Origin of the sequence: Stenotrophomonas sp. (assembly GCF_050737575.1) — a bacterium.
GTDB lineage: Bacteria > Pseudomonadota > Gammaproteobacteria > Xanthomonadales > Xanthomonadaceae > Stenotrophomonas.
In genome coordinates this window covers 247437-267596 of sequence record NZ_JBOHXW010000004.1, presented here as the reverse complement: position 1 = coordinate 267596, position 20160 = coordinate 247437, and the positions used below count along the sequence as shown (strand labels likewise).

Genomic DNA, 20160 nt, shown 5'->3' with positions numbered 1-20160 from the left:
TTTTGCAAATCTCCATGGAACCGGTTGGATTCCCCACCGGCATTGACGCGCGCCCTTAGGACTGCGCCCCACGACAAAGGGAAAAGACTCCCAATGTTACCGGTAGGGCGCAAGCACCTTCAAGGCACCAGAATTTTCATATTCAGGCGAGATGTGGCTGAACCCACGTGACCACGCCTTCAAGCGCGGCCACCAGCTTCGGACCATCCTCGCCGCCGCCCTGCGCCATATCTGGACGACCACCGCCCTTACCGCCAATTTGACCGGCGACATGTGCGAGCAGTTCCCCGGCCTTGACCTTACCCATTGCCGAGCCATTCACGCCCGCCACCAGCGCCGCCTTGCCGTCCTGCACGCCCGCCAGCAGGATCACCGCGTCGCCCAGCTGCTGACGCAGGCGGTCCACCGCCTCACGCAGCGCCTTGGCGTCGAAGCCCTCCAGACGCACTGCGAGCACCTTCACGCCAGCCACATCCACTGCCGAACCTGCCAAGTCAGCCGTTGCACCGGACGCCACCTTGGCCTTGAGGGCCTCCAGCTCGCGCTCCAGCTTCTTCTGTCGGTCGCCCAGCTGGCGGATCTTGTCCACCACATCGCCCGCGCTGCCGCCCAGCAACTGCGCAGCCTCATGCAGGCGATGCTCTTCATCGGCAACGTAGTCCAGCGCGCCCTGCCCCGTCACCGCCTCGATACGACGGACACCGGAGGAAACGCCACCTTCGGAGGTGATCTTGAACAAACCGATATCACCGGTGCGTGAAACGTGGGTGCCACCACACAATTCCGTGGAGTACTCACCCATCTTCAGCACGCGAACGTTTTCGCCGTACTTCTCACCGAACAGCGCCATGGCGCCGAAGTCCAGCGCCTCCTGCATGCCCATGTTGTGCACTTCGGCCGCGTTGTTGGCACGCACCTGTTCGTTGACCTTGCGTTCGACCAGCGCCAACTCTTCGACACTGATCGGCTGGAAGTGGGCGAAGTCGAAGCGCAGGCGATCCGGCGCCACCAGCGAGCCCTTCTGCTGCACATGCGTGCCCAGCACTTCGCGCAGCGCGGCATGCAGCAGGTGCGTGGCCGAGTGATTGAGAATGGTGGCGCTGCGGCGTGCCGCATCGACGCTGCCGGACAGCACGTCGCCAATCTTGAGGTTGCCTTGGCCCACGCGACCAACATGACCGTGGAACTGACCCGCGAACTTCTGGGTATCGGTCACTTCAACATTCACACCTGCGCCCGACAGCACGCCGGTATCGCCCACCTGGCCACCGGACTCGGCGTAGAACGGCGTCTGCGCCGTGAACACAATGACCTCGTCGCCGGCCTGCACTGCATCGACCGGACGACCGTCCTTGATCAGCGCGACCACTTTCAGGCCATCGCCCTGCAGCTTGTCGTAGCCCTGGAACACGGTCGGCGACAGCGTTGCCACCAGATCCGCCGGCAACTGCACGCCGCCGCCGAACTTGCCGGCCGCACGCGCCATTTCGCGCTGCTGCTCCATCGATGCTTCAAAGGCGGCCATGTCCACCGTCATGCCGCGTTCGCGCGCGATGTCGGCAGTCAGATCGACCGGGAAGCCGTAGGTGTCATACAGACGGAACGCATCTGCGCCCGGAATCACGCCATCGCTGACCTTGCTCGCGACGTCGTCGAAAATCTTCATGCCGGCATCCAGCGTCTCAGCAAAACGCTCTTCTTCGGCCTGCAATGCGCGCACCACGGTGTCAGCCTGCGCCGGCAGCTCCGGATAGGCCTCGCCCATCTGCTCGACCAGAATCGGCACCAGCTTGTTGAAGAACGGCTGGCGCACGCCCAGCATCCAGCCGTGGCGCAGGGCGCGACGGATGATCCGGCGCAGCACATAACCGCGGCCTTCGTTCGACGGCAGCACGCCATCGACGATCAGGAACGAGCAGGCGCGGATGTGATCGGCGATCACGCGCAGCGACTTGTTCTCCAGGTCAGCGGTGCCGGTCAGCTCGGAGGCCTTGCGGATAAGCGCCTGGAACAGGTCGATTTCGTAATTGGTATGCACGTGCTGCAGGATCGCGGCCAAGCGCTCCAAGCCCATGCCGGTATCCACGCACGGCGCCGGCAGCGGCACCAGCGTGCCATCCGGCTGGCGGTCGAACTGCATGAACACCAGGTTCCAGATTTCGATGAAGCGGTCGCCATCTTCATCCGGCGAACCCGGGGGACCACCGGCAATGTGATCGCCGTGGTCGAAGAAGATCTCGGTGCACGGGCCGCACGGGCCGGTATCGGCCATCTGCCAGAAGTTGTCCGAGGCGTACGGCGCACCCTTGTTGTCGCCGATGCGCACGATGCGGCTTTCCGGAATGCCGACCATGTCGCGCCACAGCGCGAAGGCTTCGTCATCGTTGTGGTACACGGTGACCAGCAGGCGCTCGGCCGGCAGCTTCCACACTTGGGTCAGCAGTTCCCAGGCCCAGGCAATGGCGTCTTTCTTGAAGTAATCGCCGAACGACCAGTTGCCCAGCATTTCGAAGAAGGTGTGGTGGCGGGCGGTGTAACCAACCTGGTCAAGATCGTTGTGCTTGCCACCGGCGCGCAGGCAGCGCTGGACGTCGACTGCGCGCACATAGCTGCGCTTTTCCGCGCCCAGGAACACGTCCTTGAACTGCACCATGCCGGAATTGGTGAACAACAAGGTCGGGTCGTTGCCCGGCACCAACGGCGCCGACGGCACGATGGTGTGGCCCTTGCTCTTGAAGAACTCGAGGAAATCGCTGCGGATCTGGGAGGTAGTGAATTTGGCAGGTGTATTCATGGGGACTGGCTATAAGCTGGCAAACGGGTCCCGACCGCCCGGAGGGCGCGGGAATTCGGGACAACCGAAACCCTGAAAGGGTATCAGGCCCAGCCCACTCAGTCCTCAGGATCGTATCGGGTCGCGCGGCGGATACAGCTGCCGTCAAACCCACGCCGCGCCAACAGGTCCGCTGCCTTGCGCTGCTGCGCCAGCTCCTGGGGGCCACTTTCACCAAAGCGACGACGCACCAGATCGCGCGCATTCTCAACCCAATCGCCCTCAAAGCTAGCCATCGCCGCTTCGATCTGCCCATTGTCCAAGCCGTGGGTGCCCAACTCGGCGCGTATGTGCAGCGGTCCGTAGCCACCATTTGCGCGATTGCGCACCAGCATTTCTGCAAACCGGGTGTCGTTCTGCCAGCCCTCGTCTGCCAGTCGCGCCACTGCGGCATCCACGGCCTCAGCCTCAACACCGCGCGCTTTCAACTTGCGTCCCAACTCTTTGCGCGAATGCTCACGCCGGACCAGCAAACCCAGCGCACGCTGCAATGGCGTCTGCTCACGGCGGCGCTTGCCCTTGCCGGGCGATGTTTCGTCAAACTCATTCATTGCATCTATCGCCCAATCAGGATTGCGCCATCCCTGGCACCTGCCCTCCTGGATTCAATGCCGCGGGGGCGGGACAGCGTCACTGACGATGCGCCGCCCGCCCCCACGGAAAACTCACTCTTCGCCCGACTCTTCGTCGCCAGCCTCGCGCGGCGCCTCGGCCGGCTGGAAGCGCTCGCGCAGCTCAGCCTCAAGCCGAGCCGCCACTTGCGGGTTATCACGCAGGTAGCCGCGGGAATTGTCCTTGCCCTGGCCGATGCGCTCTTCGCCGTAGCTGTACCAAGCGCCTGCCTTCTCAACGAGCTTGGCCTCAACGCCCATGTCGATCAGCTCGCCCTCGCGGGAAATGCCTTCGCCGTAGAGGATCTCAGTGATGACCTGCTTGAAGGGCGGCGCCAGCTTGTTCTTGACCACTTTGATCTTGGTCTGGTTGCCGATGATCTCGTCGCCCTTCTTGATCGCACCGATACGGCGGATATCCAGGCGCACCGAAGCGTAGAACTTCAGCGCGTTGCCGCCAGTGGTCACTTCCGGGCTCTGGCCCGGCATCATCACGCCGATCTTCATACGCAGCTGGTTGATGAACACCACAAGCGTATTGGAGCGCTTGATGTTGCCGGTCAGCTTGCGCAGCGCCTGGCTCATCAGGCGGGCCTGCAGACCTGGCAACTGGTCGCCCATTTCGCCTTCGATTTCGGCCCTGGGAGTCAGCGCGGCGACCGAGTCGACCACCACGATATCCACCGAACCCGAACGCACCAGCATGTCGGCAATTTCCAGCGCCTGTTCACCGGTATCCGGCTGCGACAGCAGCAGATCGTCCACATTCACGCCCAGCTTGGCGGCGTAGATCGGATCCAGCGCGTGCTCGGCGTCGATAAAGGCAGCGGTGCCGCCGAGCTTCTGGCATTCAGCAATCGCCTGCAGCGTCAGCGTGGTCTTGCCCGACGATTCCGGGCCGTAAATTTCAACCACGCGGCCCTTCGGCAGGCCACCGATGCCCAGCGCGATATCCAGCATCAACGACCCGGTCGGAATGACCTCGACGGGCTCAACAACACGGTCGCCCATGCGCATCACCGAGCCCTTGCCGAACTGCTTTTCGATCTGACCCAGTGCGGCAGCAAGCGCGCGCTTCTTGTTCTCGTCCATCGGGTTGGTCCTCGGGGTTGATTTCGTTGATTTCGTCATGGGGTCCACTGTAGGGGTGTCGTATCGCAAAGACTGAGACTGGCGGCGAGACGACAAAATAATTGGGGCTGCAAGGATACCGGCAGCAGCACACCCACCTGCCCGACATAGGAAAAACAAGGTGTTGCAGCTACGGATTGCGCGGATTTCACCGGTTTGGTCGAAGCAGGCCGCAGTACAGCCCTTCGATGGAGAAATCCTGATCGGGCAGCACTTCGATAGGGGCGTAGTCCGGATTACGTGGCAGCAGCCGGATGCGGTCCTTTGCGATCTTGAGCAACTTGACGGTGATTTCGTCGTCAATGCGCGCCACCACAATCTGCCCCGAATGCGCGTCACGGGTGCGGTGCACGCCAATCAGGTCGCCGTTGAAGATGCCCTCGTCGATCATCGAATCACCCTGCACTTTCAGCAGGTAATCCGGTGCGGGCGAGAAGAACACCTTGTCCAGCACCACGTAATCGTCCGAGCCAATGTCGGCCCCGATTGGCAGGCCGGCAGCGACCCGCCCAAGGATCGGCAGGCGCAGCACCTGATCGTTGACCGCAGCCACCTCCGCCGCAGTAACGTCCACGTCCACCGGCGGACGCACCAGCCGAATGCCGCGCGCTCGTCCGGGCACGCGCTCAATGGCGCCGGCCGCCTCCAATGCGTCCAGGTGATATTGGGCCGAACGCACGCCTTTGAATCCGAAGGCGCGTGCGATCTCGGTCTGCGATGGCGGCACTCCCTCGGCATCGATGCGCTCGGCGATCAGATCGAGGATGGCCTGCTGAGTGTCGGTCAGATTCATGGTTAGTAGTATTACTACTAACAAACCCTTCGTCAACTCATTCGAGCTACACCGTTTCCAGACCCTGCAAGGCGGCTGCGACAGTCTGCCTACGCACCGCATCGCGGTCGCCGTCGAAATGGAACAGCTCCGCGCGGGTGTAGCCACCGCGACGTTTCCAGCCGATCCAGACGGTGCCGACCGGCTTGTCTTCGCTGCCGCCACCGGGCCCGGCGATGCCGGTGACCGCCACCGAAACGCTCGCGCCGGAATGCACCAGCGCGCCAGACACCATTTCAATCACGGTTTCGCGACTGACCGCGCCCTGGCTTTCCAGCGTCTGTGGACGAACACCGAGCAGCGCCTGCTTGGCCTCGTAGCTGTAAGCGACCATGCCGCTGTCGAACCAATCGGACGAACCGGCGACACCGGTCATTGCCTTGGCGATCCAACCGCCGGTGCAGCTCTCGGCCGTGACCACGCTGTCGCGCGCCGCACGCAGTCGTTCGCCGAGGCGGGAAGCCAATTGGTCTAGTTCAGTGTCAGTGGGGGAAGTCATGACGGTTTCCATGGGAATCGCCAGCGTTGTATCGCACTTCGCCTACGCATGCGTAGCCCGCTGCGTGACGCAGCCGACCTGCAGGCGACGACCAAACCGTGAACGGGCTGCCGATAGCGCAGGGCCTCACTGGCAAACGGGTTCTCAAGACGACGCCTCTGTAGCGCCGCGCTTTCACTATGCGACGCGGGGCGACGGAGTTTGGCGCGCCAACCATCTATTACCGGCTTCGCACCTTACGCCGAGCTGCAATCGCACAAAGGGCCGCATTGCGGCCCCTTGTGGTGTTTCTTCAACGAAGGCGACGCCTCACCATTCCGGCTCGGGCACCGGCAGCAAGGCACGAATGACCGCACCATCCGCGCTGGCGGCCAATTTTTCGGCCTCGGCGATGGGAAGGTCCACTTCGATCAACCAACCTTCTTCATCAGCCTGCTCGCTGCGAATGACTTCCAGTTCATGCAGGCGCGAACGCAGGCGACCGGCGCTCGGCGGCAAACGCACCGTGCCGGTGACGTGCTGCAGCCCCAGCCGTTTGCCAAGCACCGATTGCAGCAACTCCAGGCCACGGCCATCGCGCGCGGAAATCCAAACGCGCTCACGCCGCGACTCATCCGGGACGCCATCCTGCGCGTCATGCCGAACCTCGGCGCCTTCGATGCGGTCGATCTTGTTGAACACCAGCAGTTGCGGCAAACCGCCCGCGCCGACTGCTTCCAACACTTCATCAACCTGGGCGATGCGCTCTTCACGCAGCGGATCGGCCGCATCCACCAGATGCAGCAGGAAATCCGCCTCGCGCGCTTCGGAAAGCGTTGAACGGAATGCCGCCACCAAGTCGTGCGGAAGGTCGCGAACGAAGCCCACCGTGTCGGCCAACATCGCACTGCCACCGGGAAGCGCGATGCGCCGCACGGTCGGATCCAGCGTGGCAAACAACTGGTCGGCGGCGTAAGCCTCCGCACCCGTCAAGGCGTTGAACAAGGTGGATTTGCCAGCGTTGGTATAGCCCACCAAGGCGACACGCGGCATTTCACTGCGTACGCGTGCGCGGCGCATCTGGTTGCGCTGCACTTCCACTTTTTCGAGCCGCTTCTGCAGCTGTTCCACTCGCTTCTGCAGCAAGCGGCGATCGGTTTCGAGCTGGGTTTCACCCGGGCCGCGCAGGCCGATGGAACCACCACGTTGCCGCTCAAGGTGAGTCCAGCCTCGCACCAATCGCGTGGACATATGCCGCAGCTGCGCCAGCTCAACCTGCAACTTGCCTTCGTGGCTATGCGCACGTTGGGCGAAGATGTCGAGGATCAGACCGGTGCGATCGATTACGCGGCGCTCCAGGTAGCGCTCCAGGTTGCGCTCCTGCACCGGCGAGAGTTGGTGATTGACCAGCACCAGATCGGCACCGGTGGCGTCAGCGGCCGCCTTCACTTCTTCCAGCTTGCCGCTGCCGATCAGCGTGGATGGATTCGGGCGTTCCATGCGCGCGGTAAGCGTCGCTGCGATGCTGGCGCCGGCAGAGCGGGCCAGATCGGTGAACTCTTCCAGCACATCCTCTTCCAGCCGCCCCGAATGCGGCTGGATCAACAGCGCGTGTTCGCCCTTTTTTGAGCGGTCAAACATGCGCCGCTACCTGCTTATTCGTTGTCGTTGTCTTCATCGCCTGCCTGATTGCTATCGGAATCGGACGACTGCACGTAGCCGCCGCCCGGGCCAACCTTGACGTTACGCGCAGGCACCACGGTGGAAATGGCGTGCTTGTAAACCATCTGGCTGACGGTATTGCGCAGGAGCACCACGAACTGGTCAAACGACTCAATCGTGCCCTGCAATTTGATGCCATTGACCAGGTACACCGACACCGGCACGCGCTCGCGACGCAGCGCATTCAGAAACGGATCCTGCAAAGACTGTCCCTTGGACATCGCCTACTCCTCGTTATTGTTCTTATGGGCCGGATTCAGCGACTCCCCATGCGCCGATCCGGAACGGCGATGTTACACCGCCGGGCGGCCTCTCACCTTCCCAAAAACAGCGAAACGGCGTTCTGCAGGCGCGGCATGTCGGTGGCTGGATCCAACCAGCGCGCATCCAGCTCGCCCCTCAGCCAGGTCAGCTGACGTTTGGCCAGCTGGCGGGTCGCGAATATTCCCTTGTCACGGAATTCAGCCGCGTCGCCCTGCCCGTCCAGGAATTGCCACGCCTGGCGGTAGCCCACCGCCCGCACCGCTGGCAGGTCCAACGGGTTCTCCACCGCGGCCATCTGCGGCATCGCCCGCAGCTGTCGCACCTCGTCCAGAAAGCCATTGACCAGCATCAGGTCGAAGCGCTTTTCGATGCGCTGATGCAGCACCGCACGGTCCGCCGGCGCCAGCACCAGCTTGAGCACCCGTGCCGGCAAACGAGCAATGCCGGGCTGCGCCTGCCAATAGCTGATCGGCTTGCCAGTGAGGCGGTGGACCTCCAGCGCCCGCTGGATGCGCTGCGGGTCGGTGGTGTGGATACGCTTGGCAGCGACGGAATCCACCTCTGCCAACTGCGCGTGTAACGCTGGCCAACCCAGCACTTCAGCCTCGGCGGTGATCTGCGCACGCAATACGGGATCCGCCTCCGGCATCGGCGATAGCCCCTGCAGCAAAGCGCGAAAATACAGCCCGGTGCCGCCCGCAAGAATTGGCAACTTGCCGCGCGCCACGATATCGCGCACGGCCGCCGCCGCGGCGTTGGCAAATTCAGCAGCCGAATAGGTCTGCCACGGATCACGCAGGTCCAGCAGGTGATGCCGGATGCCCGCTTGTTCTTCAGCATCGGGTTTGGCCGCGCCGATGTTCAGGCCGCGATACACCAGCGCCGAATCGACGCTGACAATCTCACCGTCATAGGCCTTTGCCAGAGCGATGGCGGCGGCGGTTTTGCCCGACGCCGTCGGGCCCATCAACGCGATGGCCAGCGGCCGTTGATCGGCAGACATCACTCCTCGTCCGGCCAACGCGGCATCGCCGGCTTGTCGTTGCGCGGAACCGGCACGGCATCCAACGCGGCCCAAACCTTGAGTGCATCAACCGTCGCAGCGACATCGTGCACGCGCACGATCATCGCGCCGCGTTGTACGGCCAACAGATGCGCCGCCACCGAACCGGCGACACGATCAGCGGCGTCCGCACGGCCAGTAACATCGCCGATGCAGCGCTTGCGCGACAGCCCAGCCAAGACCGGCACACCGAGCGTCAACAGTCGCTCCTGCCCGGCAAGCAGCGCGAAATTCTGCGCGACATCCTTGTTGAAGCCGTAACCGGGATCGATCACCAAGCGCTTGCGACCAATGCCCGCCATCTCGGCAGCGAACACCCGGTCAATCAGAAAACGCTGCACTTCATCGGCAACATCGCCGTACGTCTGCGCAACGCCAGCATCGTAGGGGCCGCCCACCGCGTGCATCAGCACCACCGCTGCGTCCGAACCGGCGACGACTTCCAGCGCACCCGGCTGCCGCAGCGCCTGCACGTCGTTGACCATGCCGGCACCAGCCGCCAACGCCGCGCGCATCACTTCGGGCTTGAACGTATCCACGCTCACCGGCACGGCCGTCTGTGCGACGAGCGCCTCGATCACCGGCACCACGCGATCAATTTCCTCCTGCACCGACACCGGCGTCGCGCCGGGCCGCGTGGATTCGCCACCCACGTCCAGCAAGTCAGCACCCTGCTCCACCAGCAGCAACGCATGCGCGATGGCCGCTTCGATACTGAAATGCTGGCCGCCGTCAGAGAACGAATCCGGAGTGACGTTGACGATGCCCATCACCTGCGGCCGATCCAGGCGCAACAGGCGACCGGCGCAATCCAACGTCGGCGCGATATCGAACATCAGCGTCTATTCCTTGAACGAACACGGTGACCAATCAGGCTCAACACCACGCCCAGCACCACACCGACGAAGATGCCGGCCAGGAAGTTGTTTGTCTTTATTCCAAAGGCCACGCCAACGACCGTGGCGATGATCATTTCCGGCATGTAGAGCGGCGGTGGCTGCGGCGGCTTGGGGTCGTTCATGGCGATACCTGGAAAACGAAAGACGGGACTATTCTCGCCCACCGCTGCGGTAAGCGCATACGAAAACGGGCCGGTAAACCGGCCCGTTCTTTTACACCTGTCGCAGCAGGATCAGTGCTGGCCAGCCGGATCGGTGATCGGCGTCACCGGGCGCTGGTCATCGCCACCCTTGCCGTCATCGGCTCGGTCGTTGTTGACGACCTTCGCCACCCAACCTGCTGGCGGCGACGGCTCGCGGCCTTCCATGATTGCCTTGACCTGGTCAGCGTCGATGGTTTCCCACTCCAGCAAGGCGGCCGTCATGGCTTCCACCACGGCACGCTTCTCTTCCAGGATTTTGTAGGCGACGTCGTACTGCTCGTCCAGGATGCGACGGATCTCCGCGTCCACTTTCTGCTGCGTGGCCTCGGAAATGGTCTTGCTATGCATGCCATAGCTGGCTTCCTCGTCGGCATACACCATCGTGCCCATCACATCGGACATGCCGTACTTGGTCACCATGCCGCGTGCCAGCTTGGTCGCGCGCTCGAAGTCGTTGGACGCGCCGGTAGACATCTGGCCGACGAAAATCTCTTCGGCGATGCGGCCACCGAACAGGATCGCCAACTCTTCCAACATGCGGTCCTTGTACTTGCTGATGTGGTCATGCTCCGGCAGCTGCCAGGTCACGCCCAGCGCCCAGCCGCGCGGCATGATCGTCACCTTATGCACCGGGTCAGCCTTGGGCAGCGACATCGCCACCACCGCATGACCAGACTCGTGGTACGCGGTGTTGCGACGCTCGTCCTCGCGCATGACCATCGAGCGACGCTCCGGACCCATGTAAATCTTGTCCTTGGCGTCCTCGAAGTCCTTCATGTCGACTTCCTGCTTGTTGCGACGCGCCGCGAACAAGGCACCTTCATTGATCAGGTTGGCCAGGTCGGCACCGGAGAAACCCGGTGTACCGCGCGCCAGCACTTCCGGACGCACGTCATCGGCGGCCGGCACCTTGCGCAGGTGCACGCGCAAGATCTGCTCGCGGCCCTTGATGTCCGGCAGGCCGACCATGACCTGGCGGTCAAAACGACCCGGACGCAGCAACGCCTTGTCGAGCACGTCGGGGCGATTGGTGGCCGCGATCACGATCACGCCTTCGCCGCCTTCAAAACCGTCCATCTCAACCAGCATCTGGTTCAGCGTCTGCTCGCGCTCGTCATGACCACCGCCCATGCCCGAGCCGCGATGACGGCCCACGGCATCGATTTCGTCGATGAAGATGATGCACGGCGCGTGCTTCTTGGCCTGCTCGAACATGTCACGCACACGGCTTGCACCGACGCCGACAAACATTTCGACGAAGTCCGAACCGGAGATCGCGAAGAACGGCACCTTGGCCTCGCCTGCAATGGCGCGAGCCAGCAACGTCTTACCAGTACCCGGCGGGCCCACCATCAACACGCCGCGCGGAATCTTGCCGCCGAGCTTGGTGAACTTGGTCGGATCCCGCAGGAACTCAACCAGCTCGCCCACTTCTTCCTTGGCCTCGTCGCAACCGGCGACGTCAGCGAAGGTAACCTTGATCTGATCTTCGCCCTGCAGCTTGGCGCGTGACTTGCCGAAGGACATCGCGCCCTTGGCACCGCCGCCACCGCCCTGCATCTGGCGCATCATGAAAATCCAGAAGCCGATCAGCAGCAGTACCGGCAGGAACTGCAGCACAAGGCCCCAGAAACCCGGGCCCGTTGCCGGCTCCTGACGCGCGACTTCAACATTCTTGGAATACAGCTGATCCAGCAACTTGGGGTCAGCCGGAGCAAACAACGCGCCATCCGAACCGTCCGAACGCTTGAAGCGCAGGTGGTTGGTGGTCAGCGTGGTCTTGTCGGTGTACTCGACCGATTTGATCCGGCCCGAGTCCACTTCCTGCAGGAACTGGGTGTAGTTGCGTGCATCACCGGCAGTCACAGCCGCGCCACGCGGGGCGAAGCTCTGGAACACCACCATCAGCACGACGGCGACAACCACCCATAGCAGGAGGTTCTTGGTCAAGTCGTTCATCCTCATCGGCTCCGGCGTTCCTCTATTTTTTTACGCAATTCGTATGGTTGAGATTACTTGATCTGCGCGCGCTTGCCTTGACCCAAGGCATAAACCTCAGATGAACGCTTGCGTGAAGCGTCCGGCTTGCGAATGGCGACCTTTTCATAACGACGGCGCATCTCACGCACGTAATCATCAAAGCCCACGCCCTGGAACAACTTGATCAGGAACGCGCCGCCTGGCTTGAGATGGTTGTCGGCAAAATCCAACGCCAACTCCGCCAGGTGCATCATCCGCGGCTGGTCGACCGCATCCATACCACTCTTATTGGGGGCCATATCCGACAGCACAAGGTCCACCGGTTGATCGCCGACCATCGCTTCAAACTGCGATAGAACGTCCTGCTCCCTGAAGTCTCCGTGAAGGAACTCCACACCAGCCAGCGGCGGCATTTCCAGGATGTCCAACGCCAGCACGCGGCCGGTGTCGCCCATCTGCCGGCGTACCTGCTGCGACCAGCCACCGGGCGCGGCGCCCAGGTCGACCACCACCATGTGCGGCTTCAGCAACCGGTCACGCTCCAGCAGCTCCTCCAGCTTGTAGGCCGCGCGCGAGCGCATGCCCTCCTTCTGGGCCTTTTTCACAAAAGGATCGGAGAAGTGTTCTTTCAACCAGCGCTGGCTGCTCTTGCTACGGGAAGGCATTGGGAATAGGGCTCACAGGGGTGGTCATGATACCCTGAACCCCCTTGATAACCCGTATTCCTGCATGTCCATCGTCTTGACCTCCTCCCAGAATCGATTCCTGCGCGGTATCGCGCACGATCTGAAAGCACTGCTGCAGATCGGCGGCAAGGGGGTCACACCTGCCTTCCTGGCTGAAATGGACGAAGTGCTGGAACGCCACGAACTGATCAAGGTAAAGGTCGGCGCGGAAGACCGCGAAGCCCGTGACGCCATCATCGCCGAACTGGCCAAGGCCAGCGGCAGCGCACTGGTTCAGCGTATCGGCCACGTCGCTGTGTTTTACCGCCCGGCCAAGGAACAGCGCCAGATCGTGCTGCCCCGCGGCTAAGCGCCGAGGAACCGCCATGCTGCTGAGCCGCGAACTTCCTGATTACAGCTATTCTCTGCGCTCGGCCGACGGCCATCAGGCCAAGGTCAATGACCGCATCCTGACCCGCAGCTTCGTGCTGGCGCCGAACACGTTGCTGGAAGATTGGCCAGTGCATGCAGTGGCCGATCTCACTATCGAGCACTTGGCTCCGGCGCTGGAACAGAACCCGGCGGTGGTGATTCTTGGCACCGGTGAGAAGCAGGTGTTTCCGTCAGCAGCGGTCATGGCCGCCTGCCTGACTCGGGGCATCGGCATTGAAGTGATGAACAACGCCTCGGCCGCCCGCACCTTCAATGTGTTGGCCGGCGAAGATCGACACGTCGTGGCGGCTTTCATCGTCGAAAGCGCGGACTGATCCGCAGCCCGTACTGCCAGACAGCAAAAGCCCGGTCTGAAGCCGGGCTTTTTGTTTGTCCGCATCAACAACGTACTAGCGCAGGCGCAACGGTTCTCCCTTGAGCCAGCAAACCACCAGCACCAGCAACACAACGCTCCAGTTGTAGATCAGGAAGCCCACGTAGCTGGTGGCCAGCGGGAAGATGAAGAAGCCAGCAACAAGCAACACAGCGGCCATCGCATAGACCAGCCAGCCCTGCCAGGTGATCGGCAATCCCCAGCCCCATCCCTGTTCCTTGGCCGGAAACCAATAAGCCGACTTCTGCATGAAGAACCCCCTGTCGCTCCCCAACTAAATCAGCGGCGGTGATCGGCAGCGCACGCGTGACGTCGCGCCCTCCGCTTCTCCAGCCCCACAAAGCCGGCAGGCCTCGCGGGACTCAAACCGCGCCCACTCGGGGCGCAGCAACTTACTTCTTCGGCAGATAGATCAGCGGATCGACCGGCTTGCCGTTGTAGCGGATCTCGAAGTGCAGCATGTCGCGCGAAGTGCCGGTGCGGCCCATTTCGGCAATCTGGTCGCCGGCCTTGACGCTCTGACCTTCGTTGACCAGACGCTTGCGGTTATGGCCGTAGGCCGACAGCCACTGGTCGTTGTGCTTGATGATGATCAGCTCGCCGTAACCCACCAAGCCGGCGCCCGAGTAGACCACCACGCCCGGACCTGCCGCACGCACGGCCTGACCGCTGCTGCCAGCGATATCCACGCCCTGCTTGGTGGCTTCACCGGCGACAAAGCGACCGACCAACGCGCCCTCGGCCGGCCAGCGCCAGCCGATACCACTGGCGACCGGTGCCGGAGTCGCAGCTGCTGGGGGCGTCGCCGGACGTGTCGCCGCCGTCGCACCGCCGCCCGTTGCAGGACGCGTTGCCGCTGTCGTGCTGCCACCCGGATAAAGCTTCAACGTTTGCCCCGGATAAATCGTGTACGGCTCGGCCAGCCCGTTCCAGGTACCGAGATCACGCGGGGTGATGTTGTGGATGCGGGCCAGCCCGTACAGCGTGTCCCCCCGACGCACCACCACGCTCTGCCCCGGCTTGGCCACGGACGTGCGCGGCGTGGTCGACGATGCGCCACTACCAGACGGTTTCACCACCGTGGCCGTGCCGCAACCCGCCAACGCAGCGATCGCCAACAGTGCCACCGCGGTGCGGATTCTTTTGCCCAACAATTTTGCATTCATGCGAATTTCGCCCTCCAGACCAACCAACCAACCAAGCCGACCACGATTACCGTGGCAATCCAGCCCAGCGGTTCAATCCAGCGGCGTAGCGCTTCGGCCGCGCGTGCGCCACCGAAGCGGATCACCGCCGCCAATACATACACTCGCTTACCGCGCCCGACCAGCATGCTCAGCATGTACTGCGGCAGCGGTACGCCGACGATACCCGAGGCCCAGGTGAAAACCTTCATCGGGATCGGCATGAAACCGCCCAAGACCAGGAACGTGACCACTGCCCATGGCGATTCGGCCATCTTCTGCTGCAAGGTGGCGATGCCTGCCTCGATGGCGGGCAACATGCCCATCGCCGCGAACACCGGCTTCAGCATCTCGAAGGCGTAGTGGCCAAGCGCGTAGCCGACCAGTGCACCGACCATCGAGCCAGCCAGGCTCAGGGTGGCAAAGCGCCAGCCCTTGCGCGGTTGCGCAACGCACATCGGCATCAACATCACTTCCGGCATGACCGGGAAGATGATGGCTTCGATGAAGCTCAGCACCGTCAAATATGTAGGTGCACGTTCGTGGCTGGCCCAGCGCATGGCGCTGTCGTACAACGGCCCGAAAATCTTCATCGCGATTGGTGTCCCTGTCTCAGTCCAACATGCCCGACAGCAGGGGCACGAAGCTCACCGGCGCCAGTTCTTCCTTGGCAATGCTGCCATCGGCTTGCCGCGTCAGCTGCAACAGCACCTGTCCGCCCGGCCCGCCAACCGGCGCCACCAAACGCCCGCCGATGGCGAGCTGCTCGATCAATGCATCCACCAACGCAGGTGCAGCGGCGGTCACCACGATCGCGTCATACGGGCCATGTTCGGGCCAGCCGATACGGCCATCGTCATGCTTGCTGCGGATGTTCATGCCCAGGTGCCGAAAACGCTTGCGCGCCTGCCGCAGCAGGTCGCCGATGCGTTCAACGGTGAACACTTCCAGGCCGAGCGCGGCGAGGATCGCGGCTTGATAGCCGGAGCCTGTACCCACTTCCAGCACGGTCTTCGGCTCGACCGACAACACGGCTTCGGTCATGCGCGCCACGACCCACGGCTGCGAGATGGTCTGGCCGTGGCCAATCGGCAGCGCGGTGTCTTCGTAAGCGCGCGAGGCGAGCGCTTCGTCGATGAAAAGGTGCCGGGGCACGACGCGCACCGCATTGAGCGTGGCTTCGTTGGCAATGCCGGCTTCGCGCAGGCGGTCGACCAAGCGGTCACGCACGCGCTGCGAGGTCATGCCAATGCCTACCGCTTCGGGTTGCAGGCGCAGGCGCGGCGTCATTCGGTCTTCCCCAGCGAGTCGGTCAGACCGCCTACCCAACCGGCGACTTTCTCAAGCGCCTCGTAGCGGGTCAGGTCCACCTGGATCGGAGTGATGGAGATATGGCCGGTGCGTACGGCGTGGAAATCGGTGCCCGGGCCGGCGTCCTGCTCACTGCCGGCCGGGCCGATCCAATAAACGGTGTTGCCGCGCGGGTCGGCCGCCGGAATGCAGGCTTCGGCGCGATGCCGGTTACCGAGCCGGGTGACTTCAAAACCGCGGACGTCTTCCCACGCCAGATCCGGCACGTTGACGTTGAGAATGGTGTCGGCGGGCAATGGATCGGCAATCAGCCGCGCCACGATTTCCACCGCCGCCTTGGCCGCAGTGCGGAAATGCTTGGCCTCGTGCTTGTGCGTCACCAGCGACACCGCCACCGAGGGCAAGCCGAGGAAACGGCCTTCCATCGCAGCGGACACCGTGCCCGAATAGATCACGTCATCGCCAAGATTGGCGGCGTTGTTGATGCCCGACACCACGATGTCCGGCTCGTAATCCAGCATGCCGGTCAGCGCCAGGTGCACGCAGTCGGTCGGTGTGCCGGACACCGCGAAGGTGTAGTGGTCGATGCGGCGCAAACGCACCGGCTGATCGAGCGTGAGCGAGTTGGACGCGCCAGAGCGGTCGCGATCCGGTGCCACCACGGTGACTTCATGTCCGGCATTGCGGAGCTCCTCGGCGAGCACCTTGATGCCCGGAGCGTCCACACCATCGTCGTTTGATACAAGTACGCGCATTTAAGGCCTGAATCACTGGATCAACACGCGGCGCCCCTGTACCGCCGCCGCAAGCATCAGCCCTTCCGGTTGGGTGACCACCGGTCGAGCCGACATGAAGGGGCATGATACCGGAATGCGTCGAGCCACTTCCCCCTCAAACGGGACTTGCCTGCGACCGGGTGCACGTTACGCTGTGCGCATGTCGTACCCCGAAGATGAAGATGACGCCGCCCTGTTCCGCTCAGCCATTGGCGAAGTGACGCCGATGCGCCAAGTGGAGGCTGCGGCCACGGGCAAGCCCCGCCCCAAGCCGCGCGCACGCATGGCCGAACGTGATGAATCCGAGGCTTTGGGCGAGTTCGCCCGGCTGCTGCACTCCAGCACGCCCTTGGAAGCCGGAGACGTCGCCAGCTACCGGCGCGAGAACCTGCCCGCGCGAATGTTCCAGCGGCTCAAGCGCGGCCAGTATTCCGTACAGGATGAATTGGACTTGCACGGCGCCACCGCCGCCCGCGCCGAACTGATGCTGCGCGAGTTCCTGCTGGAAGCCCGCGCGCATGAGCATGGTTGCGTGCGCATCATTCACGGCAAGGGCCTGCAGTCCGATGGCGGCGCGCCGGTATTGAAGAACCTGGTGGACCGGATGTTGCGCCAGCGCAACGATGTGCTGGCGTTCCACTCCGCACCGCTGAGCCAAGGCGGCACCGGCGCGCTGCTGGTGCTGCTGGCCAATCGCTGATGCGACGATTTACTCCGACGCTGCCGGCTCGCTGCGGTTGGTATCGAACTCACTGCGGCTGGCGTCCACCACGTCGCCCAATTCATGCAGCACCGCGGTGGCGTAGCAGCCCGGCGGTAGCGCGAATGAGATTTCCAGCGTCTGCGCGTCCAGCCAGGCGTGCTGCATCAGCGCCGGGCGCAGGCGCAGCGAGCGGCGTTCCTGCTTGAGTTCGGCCTGTTCCAAGCCGGTGCGCAGGGCGATGGCTTGTTCGTCGGACAGGGCCTGATCTTCCAACGCGCGCGCGTCGCCGGTTGAACGCAGTTCGCCCACGCCCCACAGCGGCGCACTGGGATGAATGTCGAAGCGCGCCAGACGCTCGGCCAGCACCTCGCTCATCGGCTCCGGGCCGAACACCGAACGGCTGCCGTCCAGCATCCACACTTCGCCATCCAGCGGCGTATCCCAATTGCCCTGCTCCACGCGCGCAGCCAGCACCCGGTTGAACAATGCCGAACGGGCCGCCGACAACAGCATCGAGCGCTGATCCTTGCGCACGCGACGGCCGGCAAACATCTGCAACGCGGCCGGCACATTGCCACCATCGCGACCAAAGCGCTGCTCACCAAACCAGTTGGGCAAGCCACGCGTGGCGATGGTTTGCAGGCGCTCGGCGATGGCGTCGTGATCACCCTGCACGTCGCGCAACACCAGCTTGAAGCGATTGCCGGCCAAGGCGCCGCGCTGCAGTTTGCGGTTGTGCCAGGTCGATGCGATTACCTGCATTTCGTCCGACTCCAGCGTCGCCAGATCCGGCGCAACGCGCTTGGGCAGGTGCACGCTGAAGCGCTGCGTGGTGACAGCGTGACGGTCTTTCTGCCCGGCGTAGCTCACGCCCATTTCCGGCACACCGGCCCACTGCGCCAACCGCTTGGCGATGGCCACGGTGTTGGCGCCACGCTTGCGGATGTCCAGCAGCAGGTGTTCGCCTTCGCCGGTTGCCTCGAAGGCGGGCAACTCATCCACCTGGAAATCCTCGGGCACGCTGCGGATAGCAGCGGTCAGCAGCGGCGCGCCGAACGCCAACGGCAGTGCGTTCATGCGGCCACCAGCAGCACGACGGCCTGCGCGGCAATGCCTTCTTCGCGACCGGTGAAGCCCAGTTTTTCGCTGGTGGTGGCCTTGATGCTCACCCGATCCAACGCGATGCCCAGCAGCTGCGCCACCGTTTCGCGCATGGCCAAGGCATGCGGACCGACCTTCGGCCGCTCGCAGATCACGGTGATGTCGGCATTGCCGACCTGCCAACCGCGCTCACGCAGCAGTTCATTGCAATGACTGACAAAGCGACTGCTATCCGCACCTTTCCAGCGGTCATCCGACGGCGGGAAATGCACGCCGATATCTCCCAGCGCCAGCGCGCCGAGCATGGCGTCGCACAACGCATGCAGCACCACGTCACCATCGCTGTGCGCCAGCACGCCGCAACGGTGCGGCACACGCACCCCACCGAGCATGATGTGGTCGCCTTCGCCGAAGGCATGCACGTCGTAGCCCTGGCCAATGCGGATGGGCGGAAAAGAAGCAGGAGAATTCATGGCAATACAGTTTCTTGGCTGCGTCGGCGACAAGCGCCGACAGGGGTCAGCTGCCGCGTCGCGACAGCTCGAATTCGAAGCGGGCCAGATCGGCCGGCGTGGTGACCTTGAAGTTGCTCTCGGCACCTTCCACCAGCAGCGGTCGTACACCCAGGCGTTCCATCGCCATCGACTCGTCGGTCACGTCCACGCCGGCGCCGTTGGCGTCGAGCAAGGCGCGGGTCAACTGGTGACGGCGGAACAATTGCGGAGTCAATGCGCGCCACAGGCGGTCGCGCGGCTCGGTGCGGTCAATGCCGCCATCGTCGCCCGCACGCTTGAGCGTGTCGCGCACCGGCGCAGCCAGAATGGCACCCACCGGATCGGCACGCCCCACTTCAAGCAACCGCCCCAGATCGGCCGCAGCCAGATTGGGACGTGCCGCGTCATGCACCAGCACGAAGTCATCGGCGCGCACGCTGTCCGGCAACGCCTGCAAACCGGCCAGCACCGACGCAGCGCGGGTGTCGCCACCCACACAGGTCAGCACCGGCTTGTCGGCGAATGAACTCCAACCCGGCCAATCGGTGTCGTTCTCGGCAATGGCGACCATCACCCCGGCCACGCCGGGATGCGACAGCAAGGACTGCAGTGCATGCGCCAGCAGCGGCTCACCATCGGCGAGCAGATATTGCTTGGGCACCGGGCTGCCAAAACGGGCACCTCGGCCGGCGGCGGGAACCACCGCCCACACCTGGGTCATCACGGCACGGTCTCCAATTGGGCTTGATCGCTGTGCTCGGCAGGTGCAGCCGCCGGCGCACGCGGTGCGGACACCGGTGCATCTTCGACCACGCGGTAGAACTTTTCGCCGGGCTTGATCATGCCCAGCTCGCTACGCGCGCGCTCTTCAATGGCGGCCTCGCCCTCTTTCAGGTCTTTGACTTCAGCAGCCAGCGCGTCGTTACGCTGCTGCAGGCCGTCGTTGTCCCGCTTCTGGTTGGCGACCTGGGCTTCGAGCATCATCACTTCTCCCGAATTGCCCGGGCCAAACCAAAAGCGGTACTGCAGCCAAGCCAGCAGTACCGCGAGCACCAGCAGCAGCCAGCGCCAGTTGCGCATCAGC

Annotated in this window: 24 protein-coding genes; 3 read left to right on the top strand and 21 right to left on the bottom strand. The window is 63.6% G+C overall.

Features of this window, described 5'->3' with window-relative positions; translation table 11 throughout:
• Positions 1–142: 142 nt before the first annotated feature.
• From alaS to rlmE, 12 genes are all read right to left on the bottom strand, one after another.
• Positions 143–2794, bottom strand: a complete 2652-nt coding sequence (gene alaS, locus ACREP4_RS09770) for an alanine--tRNA ligase (RefSeq protein ID WP_431595989.1) — start codon at positions 2792–2794, stop codon at positions 143–145.
• A gap of 98 nt (positions 2795–2892) precedes the next feature.
• The gene (gene recX / locus ACREP4_RS09765; RefSeq protein WP_431595988.1) at positions 2893–3384 is read right to left on the bottom strand and encodes a recombination regulator RecX; all 492 of its coding nucleotides are present in this window, start codon (positions 3382–3384) and stop codon (positions 2893–2895) included.
• 114 nt (positions 3385–3498) lie between these two features.
• On the bottom strand, positions 3499–4536 hold the full coding sequence (recA, locus tag ACREP4_RS09760) for a recombinase RecA (protein WP_431595987.1): 1038 nt from the start codon (positions 4534–4536) through the stop codon (positions 3499–3501).
• Between the two features lie 187 nt (positions 4537–4723).
• Positions 4724–5368 (bottom strand): transcriptional repressor LexA, encoded by a 645-nt coding sequence (gene lexA, locus ACREP4_RS09755; RefSeq protein ID WP_431595986.1) that lies wholly within the window; start codon positions 5366–5368, stop codon positions 4724–4726.
• Positions 5369–5414: 46 nt separating this feature from the next.
• Positions 5415–5906: a CinA family protein gene (locus ACREP4_RS09750; RefSeq protein ID WP_431595985.1), complete on the bottom strand. Its 492-nt coding sequence runs from the start codon at positions 5904–5906 to the stop codon at positions 5415–5417.
• 309 nt (positions 5907–6215) lie between these two features.
• A complete protein-coding gene (hflX, locus tag ACREP4_RS09745) occupies positions 6216–7526 on the bottom strand; it encodes a ribosome rescue GTPase HflX (protein ID WP_431595984.1) in 1311 nt (436 codons plus the stop codon).
• A 14-nt stretch (positions 7527–7540) separates the two neighbouring features.
• Positions 7541–7828 carry an RNA chaperone Hfq gene (gene hfq, locus ACREP4_RS09740; RefSeq protein WP_431595983.1) on the bottom strand — a complete coding sequence of 96 codons (288 nt, stop codon included), beginning with the start codon at positions 7826–7828 and terminating at the stop codon, positions 7541–7543.
• Positions 7829–7920: 92 nt separating this feature from the next.
• Positions 7921–8874 carry a tRNA (adenosine(37)-N6)-dimethylallyltransferase MiaA gene (miaA, locus tag ACREP4_RS09735; RefSeq protein ID WP_431595982.1) on the bottom strand — a complete coding sequence of 318 codons (954 nt, stop codon included), beginning with the start codon at positions 8872–8874 and terminating at the stop codon, positions 7921–7923.
• Positions 8874–9770, bottom strand: coding sequence for a dihydropteroate synthase (folP, locus tag ACREP4_RS09730; protein ID WP_431595981.1), 897 nt, complete (start codon positions 9768–9770; stop codon positions 8874–8876). The genes miaA and folP overlap by 1 nt, the downstream gene beginning before the upstream one ends.
• Complete coding sequence (locus ACREP4_RS09725) at positions 9770–9955, bottom strand: hypothetical protein (protein WP_431595980.1); 186 nt, start codon at positions 9953–9955, stop codon at positions 9770–9772. Before ACREP4_RS09725 ends, folP begins: the two co-directional genes overlap by 1 nt.
• A gap of 111 nt (positions 9956–10066) precedes the next feature.
• Positions 10067–11995 carry an ATP-dependent zinc metalloprotease FtsH gene (ftsH, locus tag ACREP4_RS09720; RefSeq protein ID WP_431595979.1) on the bottom strand — a complete coding sequence of 643 codons (1929 nt, stop codon included), beginning with the start codon at positions 11993–11995 and terminating at the stop codon, positions 10067–10069.
• Positions 11996–12048: 53 nt separating this feature from the next.
• Positions 12049–12681 carry a 23S rRNA (uridine(2552)-2'-O)-methyltransferase RlmE gene (gene rlmE, locus ACREP4_RS09715; RefSeq protein ID WP_269791196.1) on the bottom strand — a complete coding sequence of 211 codons (633 nt, stop codon included), beginning with the start codon at positions 12679–12681 and terminating at the stop codon, positions 12049–12051.
• Between the two features lie 64 nt (positions 12682–12745).
• Between rlmE and yhbY the strand changes: the two genes are divergently transcribed.
• The gene (gene yhbY, locus ACREP4_RS09710; protein ID WP_431595978.1) at positions 12746–13051 is read left to right on the top strand and encodes a ribosome assembly RNA-binding protein YhbY; all 306 of its coding nucleotides are present in this window, start codon (positions 12746–12748) and stop codon (positions 13049–13051) included.
• Between the two features lie 16 nt (positions 13052–13067).
• Positions 13068–13448 carry an Mth938-like domain-containing protein gene (locus ACREP4_RS09705; RefSeq protein ID WP_431595977.1) on the top strand — a complete coding sequence of 127 codons (381 nt, stop codon included), beginning with the start codon at positions 13068–13070 and terminating at the stop codon, positions 13446–13448.
• Between the two features lie 75 nt (positions 13449–13523).
• On the opposite strand, the gene ACREP4_RS09700 is transcribed toward ACREP4_RS09705, so the two are convergent.
• The 5 genes from ACREP4_RS09700 to surE all read right to left on the bottom strand — a co-directional run bounded on the left by ACREP4_RS09700 (position 13524) and on the right by surE (position 16757).
• Entirely contained in the window at positions 13524–13757 is a 234-nt protein-coding gene (locus ACREP4_RS09700) for a hypothetical protein (RefSeq protein ID WP_431595976.1), read from the bottom strand.
• Between the two features lie 142 nt (positions 13758–13899).
• Complete coding sequence (locus tag ACREP4_RS09695) at positions 13900–14673, bottom strand: peptidoglycan DD-metalloendopeptidase family protein (protein WP_431595975.1); 774 nt, start codon at positions 14671–14673, stop codon at positions 13900–13902.
• Positions 14670–15284, bottom strand: coding sequence for a YqaA family protein (locus tag ACREP4_RS09690; protein WP_431595974.1), 615 nt, complete (start codon positions 15282–15284; stop codon positions 14670–14672). The genes ACREP4_RS09695 and ACREP4_RS09690 overlap by 4 nt, the downstream gene beginning before the upstream one ends.
• A gap of 19 nt (positions 15285–15303) precedes the next feature.
• On the bottom strand, positions 15304–15981 hold the full coding sequence (locus ACREP4_RS09685; RefSeq protein ID WP_431595973.1) for a protein-L-isoaspartate(D-aspartate) O-methyltransferase: 678 nt from the start codon (positions 15979–15981) through the stop codon (positions 15304–15306).
• Entirely contained in the window at positions 15978–16757 is a 780-nt protein-coding gene (gene surE / locus ACREP4_RS09680; RefSeq protein ID WP_431595972.1) for a 5'/3'-nucleotidase SurE, read from the bottom strand. Before surE ends, ACREP4_RS09685 begins: the two co-directional genes overlap by 4 nt.
• Before the next feature lie 181 nt (positions 16758–16938).
• On the opposite strand from surE, the gene ACREP4_RS09675 reads away from it, so the two are divergent.
• Positions 16939–17478, top strand: coding sequence for a Smr/MutS family protein (locus tag ACREP4_RS09675; protein ID WP_431595971.1), 540 nt, complete (start codon positions 16939–16941; stop codon positions 17476–17478).
• Between the two features lie 9 nt (positions 17479–17487).
• Here ACREP4_RS09675 and truD read toward each other — a convergent pair whose 3' ends face one another.
• Genes truD through ftsB form a run of 4 tightly spaced genes read right to left on the bottom strand, consistent with a single transcriptional unit; the run spans position 17488 to position 20156 of the window.
• Positions 17488–18558, bottom strand: coding sequence for a tRNA pseudouridine(13) synthase TruD (gene truD / locus ACREP4_RS09670; protein ID WP_431595970.1), 1071 nt, complete (start codon positions 18556–18558; stop codon positions 17488–17490).
• Positions 18555–19055, bottom strand: a complete 501-nt coding sequence (gene ispF, locus ACREP4_RS09665; protein ID WP_431595969.1) for a 2-C-methyl-D-erythritol 2,4-cyclodiphosphate synthase — start codon at positions 19053–19055, stop codon at positions 18555–18557. Before ispF ends, truD begins: the two co-directional genes overlap by 4 nt.
• Before the next feature lie 46 nt (positions 19056–19101).
• A complete protein-coding gene (gene ispD / locus ACREP4_RS09660; RefSeq protein ID WP_431595968.1) occupies positions 19102–19797 on the bottom strand; it encodes a 2-C-methyl-D-erythritol 4-phosphate cytidylyltransferase in 696 nt (231 codons plus the stop codon).
• Positions 19797–20156, bottom strand: coding sequence for a cell division protein FtsB (gene ftsB, locus ACREP4_RS09655; RefSeq protein ID WP_431595967.1), 360 nt, complete (start codon positions 20154–20156; stop codon positions 19797–19799). Before ftsB ends, ispD begins: the two co-directional genes overlap by 1 nt.
• Positions 20157–20160 lie beyond the last annotated feature (4 nt).